Here is a 20,587-nt window from a genome sequence, read left to right on the forward strand (position 1 = left end):
GGAATGAAGTTCAGCTTCGGTCTCCCGTTGATGGCCCATCCGCAGAACCCCGAATTCCTGACCACCGAGGCCGTCTCCGAGTTCGCTCGGGCGGCCGAGGCGGTGGGGTTCGACTCCTGCTCGCTGACTGAGCACCCGTTGCCCAACGACCAGTGGCTGGCCAGCGGGGGCCACGATGCCCTCGACCCATTTGTGGCACTGGCGGTGGCGGCAGGGGCCACCACCCGGCTGCGGTTGCTCACCAACCTGACCCCGCTGCCCTACCGCAACCCGGCCATCTTGGCCAAGACGGTGGCCACCGTGGACCGGCTCAGCGGCGGCCGGGTCATCCTTGGCGTGGGGGTGGGATATCTGGAGTCGGAATTCGAGGCAGTGGGGGTGGATTTCGACCAGCGAAATGCCCTGTTCGACGAGAGCCTCGAGGTTATGCGGCTGATCTGGACCGGCGAGACGGTGAATTACCAGGGGCTCAACTTCTCAATCGCGAACAGCACTGGTCTGCCCACCCCGGTGCAGTCGCCGGTTCCGGTGTGGATCGGGGGCAACTCCAAGCTGTCCCGCCGTCGGGTGGCCGAGAAGGCCCAGGGGTGGATGCCCATGCCCAATCCGGCGGCCCTGGCCTCCCGCCGCCGGTCGGCCCATCTGGAGACCCTGGACCAGCTGGCTGACATGATCGCCTACCTGCGCGATCACGCCGCGTCGGTGGGTCGCACCGAGCCCATCGACATCAAGTACATGGACCTTGAAGTGGGGGCGGTGGGCACATCGGGTTGGAACCCCGAAAAGCACTTGGAGAACATCGCGGCCCAAGCCGCCATCGGAGTCACGGGAATGGCAGCCCCCATTACCGGCGACACCCGGTCGCAGGTGGTTGAGGCGCTCCAACAATACGGCGAGGAAATCATCGCCCATCGTTGGCAGCCCCGCGCGCTCACTGACCGCCAACGACCACCGGCTTGACATGGAAGTTCATATAGCCTGAGCTGATGAGCTCCGAGGATGCCGACGCCTCGCCTGGGTCTTCACGGCCCCTGTTCCGCGAGCGGGCCCTGGAGCAAAGCGGACGGATCGAGCCCATCGACGGCCTGCTGCGCGTCACCGCACCGCACGAGTGGGTGATCCTCGCCGCGGTCGCGATCTCCCTGTGCGCACTCGCAGCGTGGTTGGTCTTCGGAACGGTCGAACGGGGCGTCACTGCTCAGTGTGTCGTCACACAGCCTGGCGAGCGCCACCATGCCGTCGCGACTGCCTCAGGCACCGTGGCCGAAGTGCTGGTGCGTCAGGGCGACCGGGTGGAAGCTGGTCAGCCTGTGGCGCGCGTGACCAACGGCGACCTTGCCACATGGGTCGCGTTGGCCGCGGCGCGCCTCGCAGCGCTCGAGTCGAGCAGTTCCGGTGGCCCTGAAGTGGTAGTGGCGCGGACCGAGCTCGACATTCTCAACGAGATGCAGGCAGCGGGTTCAGCGGTTCGCAGTCCCAAGGCCGGCGTCGTGACCGCAGTCGGCGTGCCGGCCGGAACGCAGGTGCCTGCCGGCGCCGAGTTGGTGACCATCCGGACTGACAGCGTCGCCGAACTGGAGGTGTCCACGCTGCTCGAAGCTGACGCGGCCGCCCGCGTCGACCCCGGTATGGAAGCCCGAGTCTCGCTGGTCACCCCTTCGTCATCGACGCCGGTGGTCTCTGCTGCCCGAGTTGAGGCATTTGCCTCAGGGTCGGCAGAAACGCCTGCTGTGGCTGTGTGGGCGCCTACCGCGACCCAGCGCATCGTCATGCTCAGCTTCGATGATGCGACGCCGACCGGCACTGATGACGGGGACACATGCGATGTCCGGATCATCACCTCACGGCACCGGCCGATCGGCCTGCTTGGCGGACTCGGTGCAAGCTGAGCCGGGCCTATGAGCACCGGCACCTCTGCGGACGGCTCCGACAGCTGTGGTGCCTGACAACCGGCGCCGCCGGAGCCGGCGGGTGCGCACACCTGTGGTGCCTCAGATGCACGTCACCGAGTGCGGTACAGCCTGCCTTGCCAGCGTCCTGGCTTACTTCGGCCGTCGCGTGCCCACCGAGGAGCTGCGCGATGCCTGCGGTGTGAACCGCGACGGTGCGAGCGCCGCCGACCTTGTCGCAGCAGCGCGGCAGTACGGCCTCAATGTCACCGGGTGGCGCAAAGAGCCCCACGCATTGCGGGAACTCGGGTTGCCGGCAATCCTGCACTGGGAGCTCAATCACTTCGTCGTTCTCGAAGGATTCCGGCGTGACCGCTGGTATATCAACGACCCCGCCAACGGCCGCCGCTCGGTCGGCACCGATGAATTCGACGACGCCTTCACCGGCATCGTGCTGGTGCCTGAAACGACGCCTGAGTTCCGCCGGGGCGGCCAGCGACGCGGCATTGTGCGCCGCCTGTGGCCGTGGCTGGCCGGCAGCCGCGGGCCGCTGGTCTTCGCGGCCATTGCCGGTATCCTTCTTGCGGTACCGCACCTCGTCTTGCCGCTGCTGCTGAGCGTCTTGGTCGATGAGGTCCTCACCGGATCGCAACAGTCTTGGGGCGCGACGATCGTCGGCGCGTTCGTTGCGGCGGGCCTGCTCACCTACCTGCTGGTTTGGATGCAGCAGTACACCTTCCGCAAGCTGCGACTGCGTCTCGCCGTCGCCGGCTCTGCCCGGATGATGCGGCATCTGCTGAGCCTGCCCGGCCGCTACTACGACCATCGCTACGTCGGCGATATCGCCTCGCGAGTACAGCTGGTGAACAGCGTCGCCGACGGTGCCGCTGGGAATGTGGCCCGACTGGCGGTGGAGATGTTCATGAGCGTGGTGCTGTTGTGCCTCATGTTCTTCTACGACGCACTGCTGGCATCAGCAGTCGCCGCTATCGGAGCGGCGATGGTGGTGCTGATGCGGCTGTTGAGCAGGCTGCGCACCGACCAGGAGCGGCAGATGGGCAGTGAGCAGGCATCGCTGTACAGCATCGCCGCCGCGGGGCTGCGCGATATGGACATGCTGCGGGCCACTGCGGCCGAAGACGACTTCTTTGCCCGCTGGAGCGGCCACCAAGCCCGCGAACTGACCACTCGCCAGCGCTTCTCCGAGCTCGGGCAGGCGGCCTCCGCGCTGCCGGGGTTCTCAGCCTTGGCTGCCGCCGTGGTCGTGTACGGCATCGGCGGCTGGCGTGTCATGAATGGTGAGATGACCATTGGCGCGCTGGTCGGCTTCTTCGCCTTGGCGGGCAGTTTCCTAGTGCCAATCGGCCGGTTCGTGCAGTTTGCCGACGGGCTGCAACTGCTTGAAGCCGATCTTCAACGCATCGACGATGTGCTGGAGGCCGAGCCCGAGCGCCGCGACCAGATCGAAGCCGGACAGGTGCCGGCATCGGCGTCGGTGGGAGTCGCAACCTTCCGGGGCCGGCTGCGCCTGGCCGGACGCATCGAACTGCGGGATGTCGCCTTCGGGTACCGGCGGGGCAAGGCGCCGCTGGTGGATGGCTTCAGCTTGGTTGCCGAGCCAGGGCAGCGTGTGGCGATCGTGGGAGCGACCGGCTCGGGCAAGTCCAGCTTGCTGTCGCTCATCAACGGCGAGCGTGAGCCATGGTCCGGGCAGATCCTCTATGACGGCGCGCCGCGTGAGGAGATTCCCGCCGAAGTGATGAGCAGTTCTATCGCGACGGTTGATCAGCGGGTGACGCTGTTTGCGGCAAGCGTGCGCGACAACCTCACCATGTGGAACCCGAGCATCACCGACGCGCAGCTGGTGGCCGCAGCCCGCGATGCACTGATCCACGACGAGATCATGGGTCGCGATACCGGATATGAGTCGAAGGTGGATGAAGACGGCAGGAACTTCAGCGGCGGGCAGCGGCAGCGCCTTGAGATCGCACGAGCCCTTGCGGTCAATCCCGCGGTGCTGCTGGCCGACGAAGCCACCAGCGCGCTCGATGCGGAAACCGAGCAGCAGATCGACGAAGCCCTGAGACGGCGCGGCGTGACGTGCATCATCGTGGCTCACCGCCTCAGCACGATTCGCGACAGCGACGAGATCGTGGTGCTAGACCAAGGGCGCATCGTCCAACGAGGCACCCATTACGAGCTGCTCGCCGATGTGGATGGCATCTACGCCGAACTGGTGGCCTCCCAATGACTTCCCCTGTCGAGCCGCCCCCTCCCCCCTCCCCCCGTCCGACGCTCTCTGGCGGAGTCGACCCCCTGTCGGCGTCGCCTGGCCATCTCGGTGCGCTGGCGCGGCAGCGAGGCGAACTGGTCCACACCGCGGGCAACCTGCCGGTGCTGCTCGACGACCCGCGGTGCGTGTGGTACGTGGCCTCGGGTGTGGTCGATGTGTTCGGGATGGAGTACGCGGACGACCGCCCCGTAGCCGGCGCCCGACACCTCGTGCGCACTCGGGCGGGCGGTCTGTTGTTCGGGCTTGCCGAGGAAACCGAGCAGATGCGCTTCGTGGCCAAGGGGTTCGAGGGAACCCGCCTGTACCGTTTGACTGTCGCCGAATTGGCCGAGCTTGCCGATGACAGCACGGCGGACGAGCTGGCCGACGCGGTGAACGCTTGGGCGCTCGGGCTGTCGAACGCGGTCGGGTCGATGATCGAGTACCGACCGCCGCTGTCACAGCTGGTCGCCCCCGGGGCGACCGCCAAGGCCGTGCATGTGGATGCTTCCTCAGTGGTAGCGGCCCGCAGCGAGGCGGTGGCATGGCTGCGGGCTGAGGTTGTGCCCGACGAGCAGCGCCGCGATTCAGACGGCTTCCCGATCGCCTACCTGGGTACCGAGCGTCCGCATGCTGAAGGCAACGGATGGCTGCCGCTGGCGGGCGAAGGCTGGGCCACGATCACCGAGGACGCCCAGCTGAAAGTGTGCTCGGCAGGTGAGCTGGCCCGTCGCGGCTTGCTGCTCGATGCCCTGGATGAGTTTCATGTCGTGGCGTTGGGGGCCGAGCGATTGAACCGGTTGTTACTGCTGGCTGATGAGGTCAACGAGCAGGCCGCTCGATCGGCACATCGCCGCGAGTCGCAGGCGCGGGCGACGCTGGCGCTCGCGAGCCTTGGCCCTCGGGGCGGTCGCCAAAACTACGCCAGCGGGCCGTTGGCGTACGGTGCCCGTGCCGCGGAGGGGACGGCCGGCGCTCAGATGGAAGAAGTCCTGCGCATCGTTGGCCGATATGAGGGCATTGAGTTCCGCTGGCCACAGCGCCAGGGCGCGGCGATCGCAGTGCCGTCGCCCGTCGAGGTTGCCCGCGCCTCGGGTGTGCGCCTGCGCCAAGTGCGCCTGCAACCCGGCGAACGGTGGTGGCGGGGCGACAGCGGCACCTTGGTCGGCTCATGGCGCGAAGACGGCAGGCCCGTGGCGCTGGTGCCGACCGCATGGAACGGCTACCGCGTCGTTGAGTCTCGCGGGAACCGGGCCAAGGTCACCACCGAGCTGGCCGACAAGCTCGCGCCCGAAGCGTGGCAGTTCTACGCGTCCCTACCCGCGGATCGGCCTGCGGGGGCGCGTGACCTGCTGCGTATCGCCACGAAGCGCATCGGCGTAGATGTCCTTCGGCTGATAATCGTCGGGCTGGTGATCGGGTTGTTGGCCCAGACCCCCGCCATCGTTCTTGGGATACTGGCAGACTGGGTGTTGCCGTTTCAGGCGCGCGGTGCCGCGGTGCATCTGATCGTGGCGCTGTCGGCCTTCTCGTTGGTGGGTCTGGCGCTCGGCGGCTTCAGCGGTGCGATGCTTATGCGCTTGCAGGGCCGCAGCGCCGCCCGGGTGGGCGCCGCGGCGTGGAGCCGGCTGCTGTCACTGCCGCCGAGCTTTTTCCGCAGCACTGTGGCTGGTGAGCTGGCGCAGCGTCTGGGCAGCTTTCAGGCGCTGCGAGACCGTGTGTCGGCTGCGGTGATCCGCGCCCTCATGTCGCTCATCTTCGTGGTGCCAACGCTGGGCATCCTGGTTCTGTACGATGTGCGACTGGCGGCGGTCAGCATCGGCGTCGGCGCTGTGTCGCTGAGTGCCGTCGTGATGCTGGGCATGCGGCAGCTTGGGCCGCTGCGCGAGCTTCATGATGCATCGAGGCATCTCGGCGGTCAGCTTTTGCAGATGCTCAGCGGTGTGGCCAAGGTGCGGGCGGCGGGCGGCGAGGCGGCGTCGTTCGCATTCTGGGCCCGGGGTTATCGCGATGCCCAAGCGGCCGGCGTGAAGGTTTCGCGCGTCAACGAGCACTTGGTCGCTCTCTGCGCAGCACTGCCGGCGCTTGCCGGTGCGGCGCTGGTGGCCGTCACCCTGGCGAGCGGCACCGGCTCGGTGGAGATCGGCGAGTTCCTGGTGGTGTACGTGGCGTCCATGACCTTCTTGGCTGCGGTCACGGAGATCGGCTGGGCGGTCGAGTCGCTGGCAGGAGTGCAGCCCGCGTATGAGCAGGTGAAGCCCATTCTACAGGCGGTGCCCGAATCAGCGCCCGCTGGTGTCGAGGAGTTCACGCTGAACGGCGAGCTGAGACTCGACCATGTCAGCTTCCGCCATCGCGCCGACGGTCCGCTGGTGATCGACGACGTCTCGCTGCATGTCCGCCCTGGTGAATTCGTCGCCATAGTCGGCAGCTCTGGCTCTGGCAAGAGCACCCTGCTGCGGCTCATCTTGGGATTGGACGAGCCGGTGACCGGCAGCGTGTACTTCGACGGACGCGACCTGTGCCACTTGGACCGTCCGAGCGTGCGCCGCCAGATCGGCACGGTCCTCCAGGACAGCGGCTTGCAGCCGGGGAGCCTGCTGGAGAACATCATCGGCGCGGCGGGCACGTACACGGTCGACGACGCTTGGCGAGCCGCCCGGCTGGCCGGCGTTGAGGCCGACATCAGAGCAATGCCGATGCAGCTGCTCACGCCGGTGAGCGATCAGGCGACCACATTCTCGGGCGGGCAGGTGCAGCGCATACGGATCGCAGCCGCGTTGGTCCGATCGCCGCGCTTTGTGCTGCTTGACGAGGCCACGAGCTGGCTGGACGCCGCCAGCCAGGCCACGGTGATGGAGGGCATCGAATCGCTCGCCGCGACCCGGATTGTGGTAGCTCACCGCCTGTCGACGATCCGCTCAGCAGACCGCATCTATGTGCTCGAAGGCGGCAAGATATGCCAGCAGGGCACGTTCTCCCAACTCAACGAGGAAGACGGGCCCTTCCGGGATCTGGCACGCCGCCAACAGATCTGAGCCAGATCAGACCTGTTGGCAGCGGTTGCCCTGCCCTATTGCAGGGCGGGAGGCGGTCCGCTTGCGTTGTTGTGTGCGCTGCCGTCGTAGTAGTTGCGCGGGCTCGAGTAGGGGGGATTGTTCCCCCTAGCCGAAGCGGAACCCGCGTCGCTTGGGGGGTCGAAGTCGATTCCGCCGGCGACGGCCTCCATCTCTTCTTCCGTGAGCTGTTCGCTGTTCACACCCTTCTCCGATGGGGTCGTCGTCGAATCGCTGCCTTTCGTAGTCATGTTTATATGCTCCATTCTTGGTTGTGGATCGTTTCTGCTCGCGGCAAAACCGCTGGCGGGATCGAAGGGGGCAACCCCTTATCCGCGCATCGGTGCGTGATGCGAGTCAACTCCCGCTGTGGTGTCAACGTCGTTCTCCTTTGGTTGGGTCCGACGACAGTCTCTAGGTCGAGCAGCCGAAAATGTTACCGCACCGGCGAGGAAACCATAGCCTATGGTTAGGCACATGTTGAGATTTGCCGAAGGCACTTCTTGCCGTCGTTGTGCAGGGCTTGAAAGGGGATTCCCGTGTTGAGATTCGTTGAGGAGATCCTCCTATTGCTGCTTCGCGACGACGACGGGAAGTTCATCAATGTGTCCCAGTCATCCATGGACCGGGCAGTGGCCGGAGCAGTGTTGATGGAGCTGGCCATGGAAAACCGGATCGACACCGATTTGGAGCACCTCGTCCTGGTCGATGCCACCCCAGTGGGCGACGACCTGCTGGATCCGACTCTGGCCATGATCGCCGCCGGGCAGGGTGTCGAAGGCCAGGAAAGGGATGCCCGCCACTGGGTGGAGCAGACCGCTCAGAAGGCGCCGGAGATCCGGGAGGCGACGCTGGACCGGCTGGTGGAGCGGGGCATCCTGGAACGCGAGGACGACCGCTTCTTGTGGGTGTTCCGGTCCCGCCGCTACCCGACGGTCGACGGTGAGGCTGAGCGCGAGGTCAAGCTGCGGATCATGGGAGTGCTGTTCAGCGATGAGATTCCCAGCCCCCGCGACGTGGTGATCATCTGCCTGGCCCACGCCTGTGGAATCTTCAGCGAACTGCTTTCCAAGCGGGAGCTGGAACAGGCCACCGCCCGCATCGAGCAGGTGCGGAAGCTGGACCTCATCGGCCAGGCCATGACCCAGTCGATCCAAGACTTCGAGATTTGGCTGGCCAACGCGGCCGTGCAGGGCCGCGGCTTCTTCTAGGAGACAGCCATGGCTGAATGGACGGTGGAGCCGATCGGGGGTGTGCTCGGGGCCCGGGTGACCGGCATCGACTTGAGCCAACCACTGGGTGACGGGGAGCGGAAGGATCTATACGAGCTGCTTCTGGAGCACCTGGTGTTGGCGTTCCCTGGCCAGTCCATCGAAGACTCCCACCAGATGGAGCTACTGGCCCCGTGGGGTCAGCCCTACATCCACCCCATCGGCCGAGTGGCGGGCGGGGTGGAGGCCAAGGTGGAGCGCATCGTCGATGACGAGGAGCGCCCGCCTTACCAGGACAAATGGCACACCGACGTCACCTGGGACCCCGACCCTCCGATCTTGGGCACACTGCGGGCCATCGAAATGCCCGTCCGGGGCGGAGACACCCTGTTCGCCAGCATGTACGCCGCCTACGACGGCCTTTCGGAGACCCTGCGAGACCGGCTCGAGGGGGTTTCCGCCTGGCACGACATGGGGCAGGGTCAGGCGTTCAAGTCCAAAGCCGGCGTTGACTTGTACGACCGCACCAAAGAGCAGTTCCCCGGTGCCGAGCGCCCGGTGATCGCCGTGCACCCCGACACCGGTCGCCGCTATCTCAACGTCAACAAGAACTTCACCAGCCATCTGGTGGGGTTCGATCGGGCCGAGAGCGACGCGGTGCTCAACATGCTGTATGAGCACGCCACCCAGCCCAATTTCACCATCCGCTACGAGTGGACTGAGGGTGACCTCATCCTGTGGGACGAGCGCTGCACCCAGCATTTCGCGGTGGCCGACCATTTCCCCCAGCGCCGGGAGATGGCCCGCCTGACGGTCTCCGCCCCCGCCTGATCGCAAGTCTCCCTGAGCATCCTCGCGGCTCATGACCAACATGCCGTAGAGAGGGTGGGCGATGTCAAGGCGCCCCTTTGGTGAACGGCTAGCCGGTGCGGTCGTGGAGAGGTCCGGCGGGCAGGCGGCCGTCGACGTCGGTGAAGCCGTAGGCGTCGGCCATGTCCCGGGCCGAGACGGCCTGACCGGTGTGGCGGGACCGGTCCGCGTCGATGGCCAATGCAGTCACCGCCCGTCCGGTGAACCGGGGCGACTCCGCGGCCGACAGGTCCAGGCTCGGCGGCAGCTCGACCCCGGACTCCACGGCCATGTCGATGCGCTCGGTGCGCACGAAGCCGGGCCACACCGACACCATCGACACCCCGGTGTCCCGGAGCTCGCGGGCGCAGTCGGCGGTCATGCGGTCGAGGGCGCACTTGCCCACTCCATAAGCCACGTGCCAGGCGTATTCGACCGCCCCGGAGGAACTGATGTTGGCGATCAAACCGGTGCCCTGTTCGATCATCACCGGGACGGCTAGCACCGAGGCCACATAGGCCGATCGGGTGCCCACGTCCATCATGTCATCCCAATTGGAAATGGGCACCTCCCAAAAGGGCAGCATGGCGGTCAGCTCGTCGGGAATGGCGAAGGCGTTGTTCACCAGCACGTCCAAGCGGCCATGGTCGGCGGCGATCTGGTCGAACACCGCCCGCACGGCGTCATCGTCGCGGTGATCGCAGGCCATCGCCACCGCGTTGCCGCCCGCGGTCGCGATCTCCTCGGCAGTAGCCCCCACCGTGCCGGGCAGCGGGTGCTGACCAGCACCGGTGGTGCGGCCGGTGACATACACCGAGGCCCCCGCGACGGCCAGCTCCAGGGCGCATCCCTTGCCGATTCCCCGACTGGCCCCGGTGACCAAGGCCACCTTTCCGGTCAAGGGCGATCCGTCCAAAATGCTCATGAGGTTTCCTCCGGTGGATTGGCGATAGCCATGGGGGGCGACGAGCACGACGTGGACCCCTTGGCCCGAAACGGCGAATGGCAGAACACAAAGCGGTCCACCCCCGCAGCGGCGATTTCTTCGCAGCTCATCGACTCGGCCATGCGGATGCCCTCTTTCACCAGCATGATCTGGTGGCCAGCCGACACCCAGCCGCCGGTGGCCTCGAAATCGAACACCCCCCACATCCAACTGTCGGTGGACACCAGCGACGGTCGATGGGAGGCCAGCCACTTGTTCTCGGCGATCCACGGTCCCGGCGAGGCGGCTAGGAACCGTTCGGGGTCCTCCCGGGTGAGGCTGATCCATCCGGTGCGCAGGCACAGGGCGTCACCCGGTTCGGGCCAGGGCAGGCCTTGGCGCTCGATGGCGCCCTCAATCTCCTCGACGGTGATGCGGTGGCGGTCCATGAGCCGGGGCAGCCCCGCTTGGTTGGCCTCAACATCGCCGGAGGTGCTGGCCACATAATCGGCCACGTCGATCATCAGCCCCCGGGTGAGCAGCGGCGGCCCCCACGACGGCACGTCCATAGCGGTCACCCCATCGGTACGGGCCAAGTCGGTGCCCCGGTGGCCGTTGTAGAAGATGCCGTCCACTGCCGCGTGGGTGAAGCCGTTGATCTTGGAGCTCATATTGAAGGTGTACGACACCCTCTCCTCGGAATAGCCCAGCTTGGACTGGCCCAGCCCCTCGGTGCCGCTGACGATCTGTCCCTCGAAGCCCTCGCCGGGGTCGTAGCCCGCTACCACCAGGGTCTGGGCGAACTGGCGGTCGGCGAATGCCGGATACCCCGGCCAGATGCCGTCACCCATCGAAAAGGTGCGGATCGGCCTGGTCAAATCCAGCATTGCCAATGCGTTGGCCCGCTTCTGGTCAGTGACCTCGTTGTAGGTGCCCAGCACATCGTCGGGCCCGTATCGGCTGGGGGCCCATGCCCCGGCAGCCGCCGCCTCTACGTCGAACCTTGAATCGTCAAAGGTCACCGACGAAGCCTAGTTATGTTCAGCAGGCAGAGGGCATCCCTCGATGGTGGATTGGCGGCACATTGCCTCATTTGGAGGCATCCGCGTCAGCGGGCTTCGCCGCGTTTCTCGAATATGCCTGGGTTGGGGCGGCTGGGGTCGGGTTTTGGAAGGTGCCCACTGCCTTCGCCCACTTCCCCGGAGACGGCATCCGGCCGGCCCGGCCCTGGGTGGAGTACTGGTACAACATCGCCCGCTGGACCGAGATGCCCAGCGGCGGCCACTTCGCCTCCCTCGAAGCCCCCGAGCTGTACGTCGAAGACGTGGTCGACTACTTCGCCGGGCTGGGCTAGCGGCTCTCCCCGCGGTCACCGGCGGGGGTCGAGGATTTCCACGTCGTAGGAGGAGAGCAAGCGGTCGGCAGTTACCAGGGTGAGTCGTTCAGCCTGTGCTTGGGCCACGAGCATCCGGTCGAACGAGTCTTGGTGGTGCAGTGGCAGCGCCGCGGCCCGCTCGGCGTGGGCAACAGTTATAGGAAGTTCGACGAACCCGTTGGCGATGAGATCTGGTACCAGGATGTCGGGGTAGTCGAGCTTCCCTTTCGACCGTTTGATGCCCAATTCCCACAGCGTTGAAGCTGAGTAAAACACCTCTCTGGCCGACTTGATGATCGCTTCGCTTCGCCCTTTGGGCGGGGTGATGTCGCCAGCAATCCAGAGCACGACATGGCTGTCGAGCAACAACCTCACGGTTGGTAGAGGTCTCGTTCCGCAGACTCTTCGAACATGGCGACTATCTCGGGATCGGAACTGACGATGTCGTCCTCATAGATGTGGATCTGGCCTTCCAGGAAACCGAATTTCCGCTCCGGCGGTTTCGGGGGCCATGGGATTAGCTTGGCCACTGGTTGCCCGGCGCGGGCAACGATAACGTCGGTGCCCGCCTCGACTTCCCGGAGCAACTCCGACAAACGGCTCTTCGCAGCATGAATGTTCACCGTCAAAGTGGTCATTGAGCTAGCTTAGCCCGACTTAGTTTACTTTCCTATCCTCATTAACTACTCCGGTCTGCTTTGGGAGCGGCAACGGGGGTGTGGTGAACTTGCCGCCGTGCCCCAGTTGCATGACGTTGACTACACCCTTGAGTACCCCTATACCCGCACCACGGGACCGGTCATCGGTCCGTTTCTGACCGGACTGCGCGACGGCCGCATTCTCGGCCAGCGGTGCGGCGACCGGGTGCTGTGCCCGCCCATGGAGTTCGATCCGGACACCTTCGCCACCCTGGCGCCCGACCTCGTGGAGGTCGGCCCCGGTGGGGTGGTGGAAAACTGGACCTGGGTGGCCGAGCCCTCGGCCAAGCACCCCTTCGACCGGCCCTTCGGCTTTGCCTTCATCAAGCTGGACGGGGCCGACACCGCCCTGGTCCATGCGGTGGACACCGGCGGCGATCCCGAGGCCATCAGCACCGGCATGAGAGTGCAGGCCCAGTTTCGGGAGGAGCGCCACGGATCGGTTGCCGACGTGTACTTCGTACCCGAGGCCGATGCTGCCCAACAGGTGATCGAGCCGGGCGACGAGCCGGTGACCATCACCGAGCACCTAATCAGCCTGCGGATCAACGAGCCGCTGTATCCCCACCGGGCCCGGTTCGCCCAGGGACTGCTGGACGGCAAGATCATCGGCCAGCGCAGCCCGGTCACCGGCAAGGTGTACGTGCCCGGTCGGGGATACGACAACATGTCCCGGGTGCTGATGAGCGAGGCCGACGAGGTGGAAGTGTCCGACATCGGTACCGTGGTGGCGTTCACCGAACTGAACCCGGTTCAGTACTACGGCCAGACCGAGACCGAGCCCTATGTGCGGTGCTCGATCTTGTTCGACGGGACCGACCAGCCGGTGATCGGCATCGACATCCGCGACATGACGGTGGACGAGATGCGGGTGGGGATGAGGATGCGCTGCATCTGGCGCGACCCCGAGGAGAGGTCGGTGGAGGACATCGACAACCGCTACGGCAACATCCCCGAAGCGGTGTACGCCCGGTTCGAGCCCACCGGCGAACCCGACGTGCCCGCCGACGAGCTCAAGGAGCACTCATGGTAAGCCTGGCCGAAGACGTAGCCATCGTCGCATTCGAGCAAACCCCATCCCACGCCCATTTCAACGACAGCGAGCCGGCCATGATCATGCCGTGCGTCAACTCGGTGATCGAGCAGGTGGGTATGGACCGCCACGACATCGACTTCACCATCGCCGGGAGCTGCGACTACCTGTCGGGGATGCCGTTCGCCTTCGTTATGAACATCGACGCGGTGGGGGCGTGGCCGCCGGTGTATGAGAGCCATGTGGAGATGGACGGCGCTTGGGCCCTGTTCGAGGGCTTTGTGCGGCTCCAGTCGGGCGATATCGACACCGTGCTGGTGTCGGGCTCGGGCAAGTGCTCGCCGGGCAGCTACCGGGAGGGGTTCTCCCTCCAAACCGACCCCTATGTCCATGCCCCTATTGGTTTGGACCCCCGGACTCAGGCCGGGTTCCAGGCCCAGGCCCTCATTGCCGCGGGCAAGGCCACCGAGCGGGACTTCGCCGAGGTGGTGGCCCGCAGCCACGCCAACGCCAAGGCCAACCCCTACGCGCAGCTCAGCGGTGACCTGTCGGTGGATGACCTGTTGGCCGAGCCCTACGTGCAGCAGCCGCTGCGCCGCCTCGACTGCCCGCCGACCAGCGATGGGGCCGCGGCCATGATCATCGCCCGGGCCGACAGGGCTCGGGAGCTGTGTGACAACCCGGTGTGGATCAGGGCCATCGACCACCGCATCGATTCGCACCATCCCACTCTGCGAGACCTCACCGACTCCCCGTCGGTGCGCATCGCCGCTGAGCGGGTGGGACTCCACGACGGACCGGTGGACATCGCCGAACTGACCGTGACTTACAGCCCCGAGGAGATCATCTTGCGGGATGCCCTCGGGCTCAACGGCGAGACCTCGGTGAACCCGTCGGGCGGGCCGCTTACCGGCAGCCCGTTCATGGCCGTGGGCCTCACCCGGGTGATCGAGCTGGCCCGGGCCATCCGCAACGGCGATGGCGGTCGAGGCGTGGCCCACGCATCCAGCGGGCCGGCGCTCCAACAGAACCTGCTCTGCGTCTTGGAAGGAGACAGCTGATGTTCTTGAGGAAAACGCAGGGTCAGAGCACAGAGAGGACGAGCTAATGGCCCCTCGACCGTGTGCTGTGCTGGGAATCGGCCAGACCAAGTACAAGCGGCGCCGCGACGACGTGACCTTGGACGGCTTGGTGCGAGAGGCGACTCTTCGGGCCCTGGAGGACGCCGGGGCCACCTTCGACGACATCGATGCCATCGTGATCGGCAAGGCCCCCGACGCCCTCGAAGGGGTGATGATGCCGCTGCTGAGCCTGTGCGACGCCCTAGGCGCCATCGGCAAGCCCATTCACCGGGTACACACTGCCGGGTCGGTGGGGGCGTCCACCTCCATCTCGGCGGTGAACCTGGTGGAGTCGGGCATGTACGACACCGTGTTGACCGTGGCCTACGAGAAGCAGTCGGAGGGCAACGCCACCTGGGCGCTGTCGGGCGGCAAGAGCGGTGGCCAGGGTGCGGGCGGCACGTTCGCCCCGTGGATCCGCAATTACATCGCCCGGTCGCAAGCCCCCGAGCACATCGGTTGGATGGTGGCGGTGAAGGACCGGCTCAACGCCCTCAAGAACGAGTACGCCCACCTGCACCTGCCCGACATCTCCGTTGAGAAGGTGCGGGAGTCGCCCATGCTGTGGGATCCGCTCCATTTTCTGGAGTCGTGCCCATCGTCGGACGGGGCCGCGGCCATGGTGCTGGGCAACGACGACATCGCCAAGAAGTCGGGCCGCCCGCCGGCGTGGGTCATCTCCCATGCCAAGCGCACCGAGTTCGGCCAGTTCCCCGGACGCGACACGGTGCGGCCCCAGGCCGGAGTGGAGTGCTCCGAGGCCTTGTATCGCAAGGCGGGCATCACCAATCCCCGGGAACAGATCGACTGCGCTGAGCTGTACGTGCCGTTCTCGTGGTACGAGCCCATGTGGCTGGAGGGGCACCTCATCGCCGAAGAGGGCGAGGGGTGGAAGATGACCGACGCCGGCGACACCGAGTTAGGCGGGTCGTTCCCAGTCAACATGTCGGGCGGTGTGCTGTCATCCAACCCCATCGGCGCGTCGGGCATGATCCGCTGCCTTGAAGCGGCCAATCAGGTGCGGGGCACCGCCGGCGAGTACCAGGTCCCTGGGGCAAAGATCTCCATCGGCCACGCCTACGGCGGCGCCGCCCAGTATTACGCCATGTGGATGGTGTCGTCTGAGCTGAATCCGGAGCTGTAGTGATGGCCGGTATCGCCGAGGGCCGGGTGGTGGTGATCACCGGAGCGGCCCGGGGGCTGGGCCGGGCCCACGCCCTGGAATTCGCCGCCGAGGGGGCCAGGGTGCTGGTGAACGATCTAGGAGTGGATCGCGACGGCTCGGGCGGCGCGTCGGGGCCGGCCCAGGAGGTGGTGGCCGAGATCCGGGCCATGGGGGGCGAAGCCGAGGCCAATGCGGCTGATGTGGCCGACTGGGACCAGGCCGAGGCCATGATCGCTCAGGCTGTTGAGACGTGGGGCTCCATTGACACGCTGGTGTGCAACGCCGGTTTCTTGCGCGACCGGATGCTGGCCAACATGAGCGAATCGGAGTGGGACGCCATCATGCGGGTCCACCTCAAGGGGCATTTCGCCCCCGCCCGCCACGCCGTGGCCCACTGGCGGGACCGGTCCAAGGCTGGCGAGATGGTGCAGGGGCGGGTGATAAACACCAGTTCCGGTGCCGGACTGCTGGGCTCGATCGGCCAGGGCAACTATGCCGCGGCCAAGGCCGGGGTGGCGGCGCTGACCATCCAGCAGGCCGCCGAGTGGGGCCGCTACGGGGTGATGGTGAACGCCATCGCCCCCGACGCCCGCACTCGCATGACAGCGGGGATCATGTACGAAGAGGAGGCGCCCGAGGGCTGGGATGAGAAAGACCCGGCCAATGCCTCACCGCTGGTGGTGTGGCTGGGGTCGGACGCCTGCGACGTGACCGGACGGGTTTTCGAGATCGCCGGCGGGGCGCTCAACGTGTGTGACGGCTGGCAGCACGGGCATGTGGTGGATGTGGGGCGCAAGTTTGCTGCTGCTGAGGTGGGTGAAGCGGTGCAGGCTTCGATTGCCAGATCACCGGAGCCAGCCCCGGTTTACGGCACAAGCTAGCTGGGGATTTCCCGGAACGGGACGCCTTTGTCCACCCGGATGTCGGGGGGCAGGCCCAGCACCTTCTCACCGATGGTGTTGCGCTGGATGTTGTCGGTTCCGCCGCCGATGCGCGACGCCCACTGACCTAAGAATTCGTACTGCCAGCGCCCCTCGTCTCGGGCGCTGTCGCCGTGGAGCATCCCGGACGCGCCGTTCATGGCCATCACCAAGTCGCCCATCTCCCCGAAGTGCAGGGAGATGGCCAGCTTCATGGTGGAGCTCTCCGGTCCGGGCAGCTCGCCTCGGCTGGCCGCAGTGCGCACCCGGTATCCCTGGTACTTGAGGATCTCCATTCGGGTGTAGGTCTTGGCCAGTTCTTGGCGGATCACCGGGTCGTGGTCGGTGCCGGTCTGCTGGGCCAGCTTCACCAACTCCTTGAAGCGGGTCCGGGCATTGGATCCCCCGATCAGGGCCCGCTCGTTGGACAAGGTGGTCATGATCGGGCCCCACCCAGCGTTGACCTCGCCGAGGATGTTTTCGTGGGGAACCCGCACATCCGACAGGAAGACCTCGTTGAAGTGGGCGGCACCGGTTATCTGGACCAGCGGGCGCACCTCGATACCGGGGGTGTTCATGTCCACCAGGAAATAGGTGATTCCCCGGTGCTTGGGCTGGTCGGGGTCGGTGCGGGTCAACAAGATGCCCCAGTCGCTGTATTGGGCGCCTGAGGTCCACACCTTTTGGCCGTTGACCACCCACTCGTCGCCGTCACGCACTGCGGTGGTCCTCAGCCCGCCCAGGTCTGATCCGGCCACCGGCTCAGAGAACAGCTGGCACCACACTTCTTCGCCCTTGAGCATGGCGGGCAGGAACCGCTCCTTTTGGGCGTCGGTGCCGTGGGCGATGATGGTCGGGCCGGTCATGCCGATGCCTACCGCGAACACTCCGGTGGCCGACACCCGCTTGGCCTCTTCCTCCTTGAATATGCCGTCGTGGATGCCGCTCAGGCCCCGGCCTCCGTATTCGACAGGCCAGGTGATGGAGCCCCATCCGCCGTCGTACTTGGTGCGCTGCCATCCCTTGCACCGGTTCACATAGGCGTTCTCAACCTCGGGGTCGGAAATGGTGATGGCCGTTTGATCGCGGGGGCCACCGCCATCAAGGGGGATGTTGGCATCCAACCACTCCACGCACTCGGCCCGGAAGGCGGCTTCCTGGGGTGTCTCGTCGAAATCCATGCCGCGTTGATGGTAGCCAGAGGGCTTCCGGCAGTCCCTACCGGACGGCAGGGCGGAGAGCGCGTCTTTGCCTCCATTCGGGGTTGGAGGATGGCGAGTGGTTCAATGATGGCCGTGAAATTCTCCATGATCTTCGAAGCCCAGATGGCCGATCCGTCACGGGAGACCGAGCAGCAGGTCATCCGCGACTGCGTGGACCAGGCGGTGTTGGCCGAGGAGGTGGGCTTCGACCGGATCTGGGCGGTCGAGCATCACTGCCTGAAGTGGTACGCCCACATGAGCGCCCCGGAGATCTTCTTGACCTGGGTGGCGGCCCGCACGTCCCGGATTCGCATCGGCCACGGGGTGGTGTGCATGCCGTTCGGCTACAACCACCCGCTGCGGGTGGCGGAGCGCATCGCCATGCTTGACGTGCTGTCGGGCGGGCGGCTGGATGTGGGCGCCGGCCGGGGGGCCACCCTCCAGGAGATGTCGGCATTCGGGGTCAAGCCCGAGGACACCTACGCCCAGGTGGAGGAGTCGCTGCGGATCATCTCCAACTGCTGGCGCGACGACGAGTTCGAATGGGACGGATTGCTGGACATCTCGCCCCACCCGATCTTGCCCCGACCGGTGCAAGACCCCCATCCGCCGCTGTATTTGGCCTGCACCAAGGTAGACACGGTGAAGCTGGCCGCCGATCTGGGCATCGGAGCGCTGGTGCTGGGGTTCGCCGGGGCCGACGAGATCCGGCTGATGAAGGAGACCTACGACGAGGCCATCGCCACTCGCACCGGCGAGCGATTCGTGAGCGACCATCCCAACGACTGGTTCTCGGCGCTGTGCCCCACCACGATCCTCGACGACCGGGACGAGGCGTTCCGCATCGGAGCCCGGGGCCAGCGATTCTTCGCCGAGGCCATCATGCACTGGAACCTGGGCACGCCCCCACCCCGGGCCGGATCAGAAGACGAGGACACCGCGGCAGCCATCGACGAGGCGGTGGGCAACGTCCACGCCAAGATCAGCGAGATGAACATCCCGCTCAGCCCCAACGCCACCAGCACCTTCAATGTCGAGCACGCCTACGGAGACTACGAAGACGCCATCCGCTACGTGAGCGAGCTGGAGGCCGTCGGCTGCGACGAGATCATGTGCATGATCCAGATGGGCACCATCCCCCAAGAGGTCATGCTCGAGACCATCCGTCAATTCGGACACCACGTGATTCCGCACTTCCGGGCCAAAGAGTCCGCTCTTGTTGGCTGACATATACTGAAAATATCTAATTTACTTCTTTATTCGGTGAGTCTTGTTGATATCATCGTCCCATGGCGACCCTCGTTGTCAACAGAGCGCCGACGCTCAATGATGCTGCCCTTGCTGCTGAGGCGATAGCTGAGCATGATCCGCACATTGTGCGTGTCGTGGTGTTCGGTTCAGTCGCCAAGCGGACTCAGAAGCCCGGTTCCGACATCGACATCATTGTTGTCTCCGGCTCGCATAACTCTCGGGACGATGATCGCAGCGCGGCGAAGTTCGCCCTGCGCCAAGCTGCTGAGGCCGCATGCGGGGTCAAATGCGAGGTGATCCTCGCCACCATCGGCGAATGGGAGTGGAGCCTGGAGCATGCCCGTTCTTCCGTATTCGGAGAAGCACACGCCCACGGCATCACTCTGGTTGAGCGCCCCTGCCTTCTTCCGGCACCAAGTGCCGAGGAGACTGTCATGTCGAGAGACGACTGGGGCCTCGCCTTGCAAGATCTGGAAGGGGCTCACCGCAAGAATCAGGAGCTGGTTCGAATTCTCAAATCCATCCCCGGCGAAGCAGGCGAAGGGGCGTGGTCTGCCGCCGATCGTGATTATGCCTATGAGTCTGCGCTCGAATCCGCCCACATGAGCATCGAGAAGTGCCTGACCGCGCTTGGTCGGCTCCATCTCCGCCGATACCTCGACAACACCCACAACATCGACATCATGGCCGGCAAGCTCCGTCCCACCCCGTCGGGCCCGTTCGTCGATGCTGTCCTCGACACGCTCGATACCGCTGAGGAAGACGGTTCTCATACCAACTGGAGGTTCGCCCCCTATCTGGGGCAGTCGGATTCGTTCCAGCAGATGATCACCCCCGAGAACACCGCCGCCCACATACGCGCCGCCGCCAACCTCATCGAGCACGCTCTGGCCGCAATCGCCAATTCCGCCCTGCGCCCCATCCCCATCCCCACCGACGCCGCCGCCGTCCTCAACCGCTGCGCCGAGCCCATCGACTACCTCCGCCACCACGCCACCGCCCACTACCTCCAAACCGGGGCCATGCCACCGCCCGACCGAAGAGGTCTTCGAGCGGATCGAAGGCCAGAGTTTGGGAAGGATCTCCAGTGAAGATGTAGTAGCAGCGCTCGACGCCGAGCGTGCTCGTCGCTGACATTTCTGCGGGTTGAGCGGTTTGTGGGTAAGGCGAGCAGGAAGACTCGTCAAGGCACGAGTTCGAAGCTCTCACCAGCCAGCACGCCATTTCCCACCTCCGTGCCAAAGAGAAAGCGGCGGTATCGGGGTAGGTTCTTGTTTTGGTGCCTGGTACGATCTTGGCGTGAGCGATATCGCAGCCTCTTTGCCTGTGGAGGTGCTGGATGCCGCGGCTTCGTCTCAGGATCGGGAAGAGTGGTCAGACCACAACATCCCCAAAACCGGCCCCGGCAATGGTGACTCTCGGCTCACCCCTGAAGGACGCGATGCTCTGCTTGCCCTGGTAGAGAACGACGATCTTGGGAGATACCTGGACGACGTTTGCAGCGACGAGTCCGACCCAGGCCAGTAGCAGCCGAGCTTCTCCGCGAATATTGGCGACGAATACGCCACGCGCCTGAGGTAGTGCGATGGCGCCGAATCCGCGATCTATATCAACCCCCGC

The 20,587-nt window shown here is 65.7% G+C and carries 20 protein-coding genes; 14 read left to right on the forward strand and 6 right to left on the reverse strand.

The window, feature by feature from the left end; all coding sequences use genetic code 11:
• The first annotated feature begins 3 nt into the window (after positions 1–3).
• The 4 genes from OXG30_04620 to OXG30_04635 all read left to right on the forward strand — a co-directional run bounded on the left by OXG30_04620 (position 4) and on the right by OXG30_04635 (position 7,199).
• Positions 4–960: an LLM class F420-dependent oxidoreductase gene (locus OXG30_04620; GenBank protein MCY4134183.1), complete on the forward strand. Its 957-nt coding sequence runs from the start codon at positions 4–6 to the stop codon at positions 958–960.
• Positions 961–986: 26 nt separating this feature from the next.
• Positions 987–1,889: an HlyD family efflux transporter periplasmic adaptor subunit gene (locus tag OXG30_04625; GenBank protein MCY4134184.1), complete on the forward strand. Its 903-nt coding sequence runs from the start codon at positions 987–989 to the stop codon at positions 1,887–1,889.
• Between the two features lie 97 nt (positions 1,890–1,986).
• On the forward strand, positions 1,987–4,140 hold the full coding sequence (locus OXG30_04630) for an NHLP family bacteriocin export ABC transporter peptidase/permease/ATPase subunit (GenBank protein ID MCY4134185.1): 2,154 nt from the start codon (positions 1,987–1,989) through the stop codon (positions 4,138–4,140).
• Between the two features lie 143 nt (positions 4,141–4,283).
• Entirely contained in the window at positions 4,284–7,199 is a 2,916-nt protein-coding gene (locus OXG30_04635) for an ATP-binding cassette domain-containing protein (protein MCY4134186.1), read from the forward strand.
• Positions 7,200–7,234: 35 nt separating this feature from the next.
• Here the strand turns inward: OXG30_04635 and OXG30_04640 are convergent, their stop codons facing one another.
• Entirely contained in the window at positions 7,235–7,468 is a 234-nt protein-coding gene (locus OXG30_04640; GenBank protein ID MCY4134187.1) for a hypothetical protein, read from the reverse strand.
• 288 nt (positions 7,469–7,756) lie between these two features.
• Between OXG30_04640 and OXG30_04645 the strand changes: the two genes are divergently transcribed.
• Together OXG30_04645 and OXG30_04650 are read left to right on the forward strand one after the other, a co-directional pair.
• Positions 7,757–8,428 (forward strand): GPP34 family phosphoprotein, encoded by a 672-nt coding sequence (locus OXG30_04645; protein ID MCY4134188.1) that lies wholly within the window; start codon positions 7,757–7,759, stop codon positions 8,426–8,428.
• Between the two features lie 9 nt (positions 8,429–8,437).
• Positions 8,438–9,259, forward strand: a complete 822-nt coding sequence (locus tag OXG30_04650) for a TauD/TfdA family dioxygenase (GenBank protein MCY4134189.1) — start codon at positions 8,438–8,440, stop codon at positions 9,257–9,259.
• An 88-nt stretch (positions 9,260–9,347) separates the two neighbouring features.
• On the opposite strand, the gene OXG30_04655 is transcribed toward OXG30_04650, so the two are convergent.
• A complete protein-coding gene (locus tag OXG30_04655) occupies positions 9,348–10,202 on the reverse strand; it encodes an SDR family NAD(P)-dependent oxidoreductase (GenBank protein ID MCY4134190.1) in 855 nt (284 codons plus the stop codon).
• Positions 10,199–11,224 carry a cyclase family protein gene (locus OXG30_04660; GenBank protein MCY4134191.1) on the reverse strand — a complete coding sequence of 342 codons (1,026 nt, stop codon included), beginning with the start codon at positions 11,222–11,224 and terminating at the stop codon, positions 10,199–10,201. Before OXG30_04660 ends, OXG30_04655 begins: the two co-directional genes overlap by 4 nt.
• A gap of 71 nt (positions 11,225–11,295) precedes the next feature.
• Between OXG30_04660 and OXG30_04665 the strand changes: the two genes are divergently transcribed.
• A complete protein-coding gene (locus tag OXG30_04665; protein MCY4134192.1) occupies positions 11,296–11,556 on the forward strand; it encodes a hypothetical protein in 261 nt (86 codons plus the stop codon).
• Positions 11,557–11,571: 15 nt separating this feature from the next.
• Here OXG30_04665 and OXG30_04670 read toward each other — a convergent pair whose 3' ends face one another.
• Both OXG30_04670 and OXG30_04675 read right to left on the reverse strand, forming a co-directional pair.
• The gene (locus OXG30_04670) at positions 11,572–11,952 is read right to left on the reverse strand and encodes a type II toxin-antitoxin system VapC family toxin (GenBank protein MCY4134193.1); all 381 of its coding nucleotides are present in this window, start codon (positions 11,950–11,952) and stop codon (positions 11,572–11,574) included.
• Positions 11,949–12,215 (reverse strand): type II toxin-antitoxin system prevent-host-death family antitoxin, encoded by a 267-nt coding sequence (locus tag OXG30_04675; GenBank protein MCY4134194.1) that lies wholly within the window; start codon positions 12,213–12,215, stop codon positions 11,949–11,951. Before OXG30_04675 ends, OXG30_04670 begins: the two co-directional genes overlap by 4 nt.
• Positions 12,216–12,312: 97 nt before the next feature.
• Between OXG30_04675 and OXG30_04680 the strand changes: the two genes are divergently transcribed.
• The 4 genes from OXG30_04680 to OXG30_04695 are packed head-to-tail and all read left to right on the forward strand — an operon-like array spanning position 12,313 to position 16,475.
• Positions 12,313–13,308 carry an OB-fold domain-containing protein gene (locus OXG30_04680; GenBank protein MCY4134195.1) on the forward strand — a complete coding sequence of 332 codons (996 nt, stop codon included), beginning with the start codon at positions 12,313–12,315 and terminating at the stop codon, positions 13,306–13,308.
• The gene (locus OXG30_04685) at positions 13,302–14,369 is read left to right on the forward strand and encodes a lipid-transfer protein (GenBank protein ID MCY4134196.1); all 1,068 of its coding nucleotides are present in this window, start codon (positions 13,302–13,304) and stop codon (positions 14,367–14,369) included. Before OXG30_04680 ends, OXG30_04685 begins: the two co-directional genes overlap by 7 nt.
• Before the next feature lie 46 nt (positions 14,370–14,415).
• Positions 14,416–15,573 carry a thiolase domain-containing protein gene (locus OXG30_04690; protein ID MCY4134197.1) on the forward strand — a complete coding sequence of 386 codons (1,158 nt, stop codon included), beginning with the start codon at positions 14,416–14,418 and terminating at the stop codon, positions 15,571–15,573.
• A 2-nt stretch (positions 15,574–15,575) separates the two neighbouring features.
• Complete coding sequence (locus OXG30_04695; GenBank protein MCY4134198.1) at positions 15,576–16,475, forward strand: SDR family oxidoreductase; 900 nt, start codon at positions 15,576–15,578, stop codon at positions 16,473–16,475.
• On the opposite strand, the gene OXG30_04700 is transcribed toward OXG30_04695, so the two are convergent.
• Positions 16,472–17,695 carry an acyl-CoA dehydrogenase family protein gene (locus OXG30_04700; GenBank protein MCY4134199.1) on the reverse strand — a complete coding sequence of 408 codons (1,224 nt, stop codon included), beginning with the start codon at positions 17,693–17,695 and terminating at the stop codon, positions 16,472–16,474. The two genes, OXG30_04695 and OXG30_04700, sit on opposite strands and share 4 nt — an antisense overlap.
• Before the next feature lie 114 nt (positions 17,696–17,809).
• On the opposite strand from OXG30_04700, the gene OXG30_04705 reads away from it, so the two are divergent.
• From OXG30_04705 to OXG30_04715, 3 genes are all read left to right on the forward strand, one after another.
• Positions 17,810–18,943, forward strand: coding sequence for an LLM class flavin-dependent oxidoreductase (locus tag OXG30_04705; protein ID MCY4134200.1), 1,134 nt, complete (start codon positions 17,810–17,812; stop codon positions 18,941–18,943).
• 62 nt (positions 18,944–19,005) lie between these two features.
• Entirely contained in the window at positions 19,006–20,058 is a 1,053-nt protein-coding gene (locus OXG30_04710; GenBank protein MCY4134201.1) for a nucleotidyltransferase domain-containing protein, read from the forward strand.
• Between the two features lie 208 nt (positions 20,059–20,266).
• A complete protein-coding gene (locus tag OXG30_04715) occupies positions 20,267–20,494 on the forward strand; it encodes a hypothetical protein (protein MCY4134202.1) in 228 nt (75 codons plus the stop codon).
• The last annotated feature ends 93 nt before the right edge of the window (positions 20,495–20,587 follow it).

Source organism: bacterium (assembly GCA_026708015.1).
Classification (GTDB): domain Bacteria; phylum Actinomycetota; class Acidimicrobiia; order Acidimicrobiales; family Bin134; genus Poriferisocius.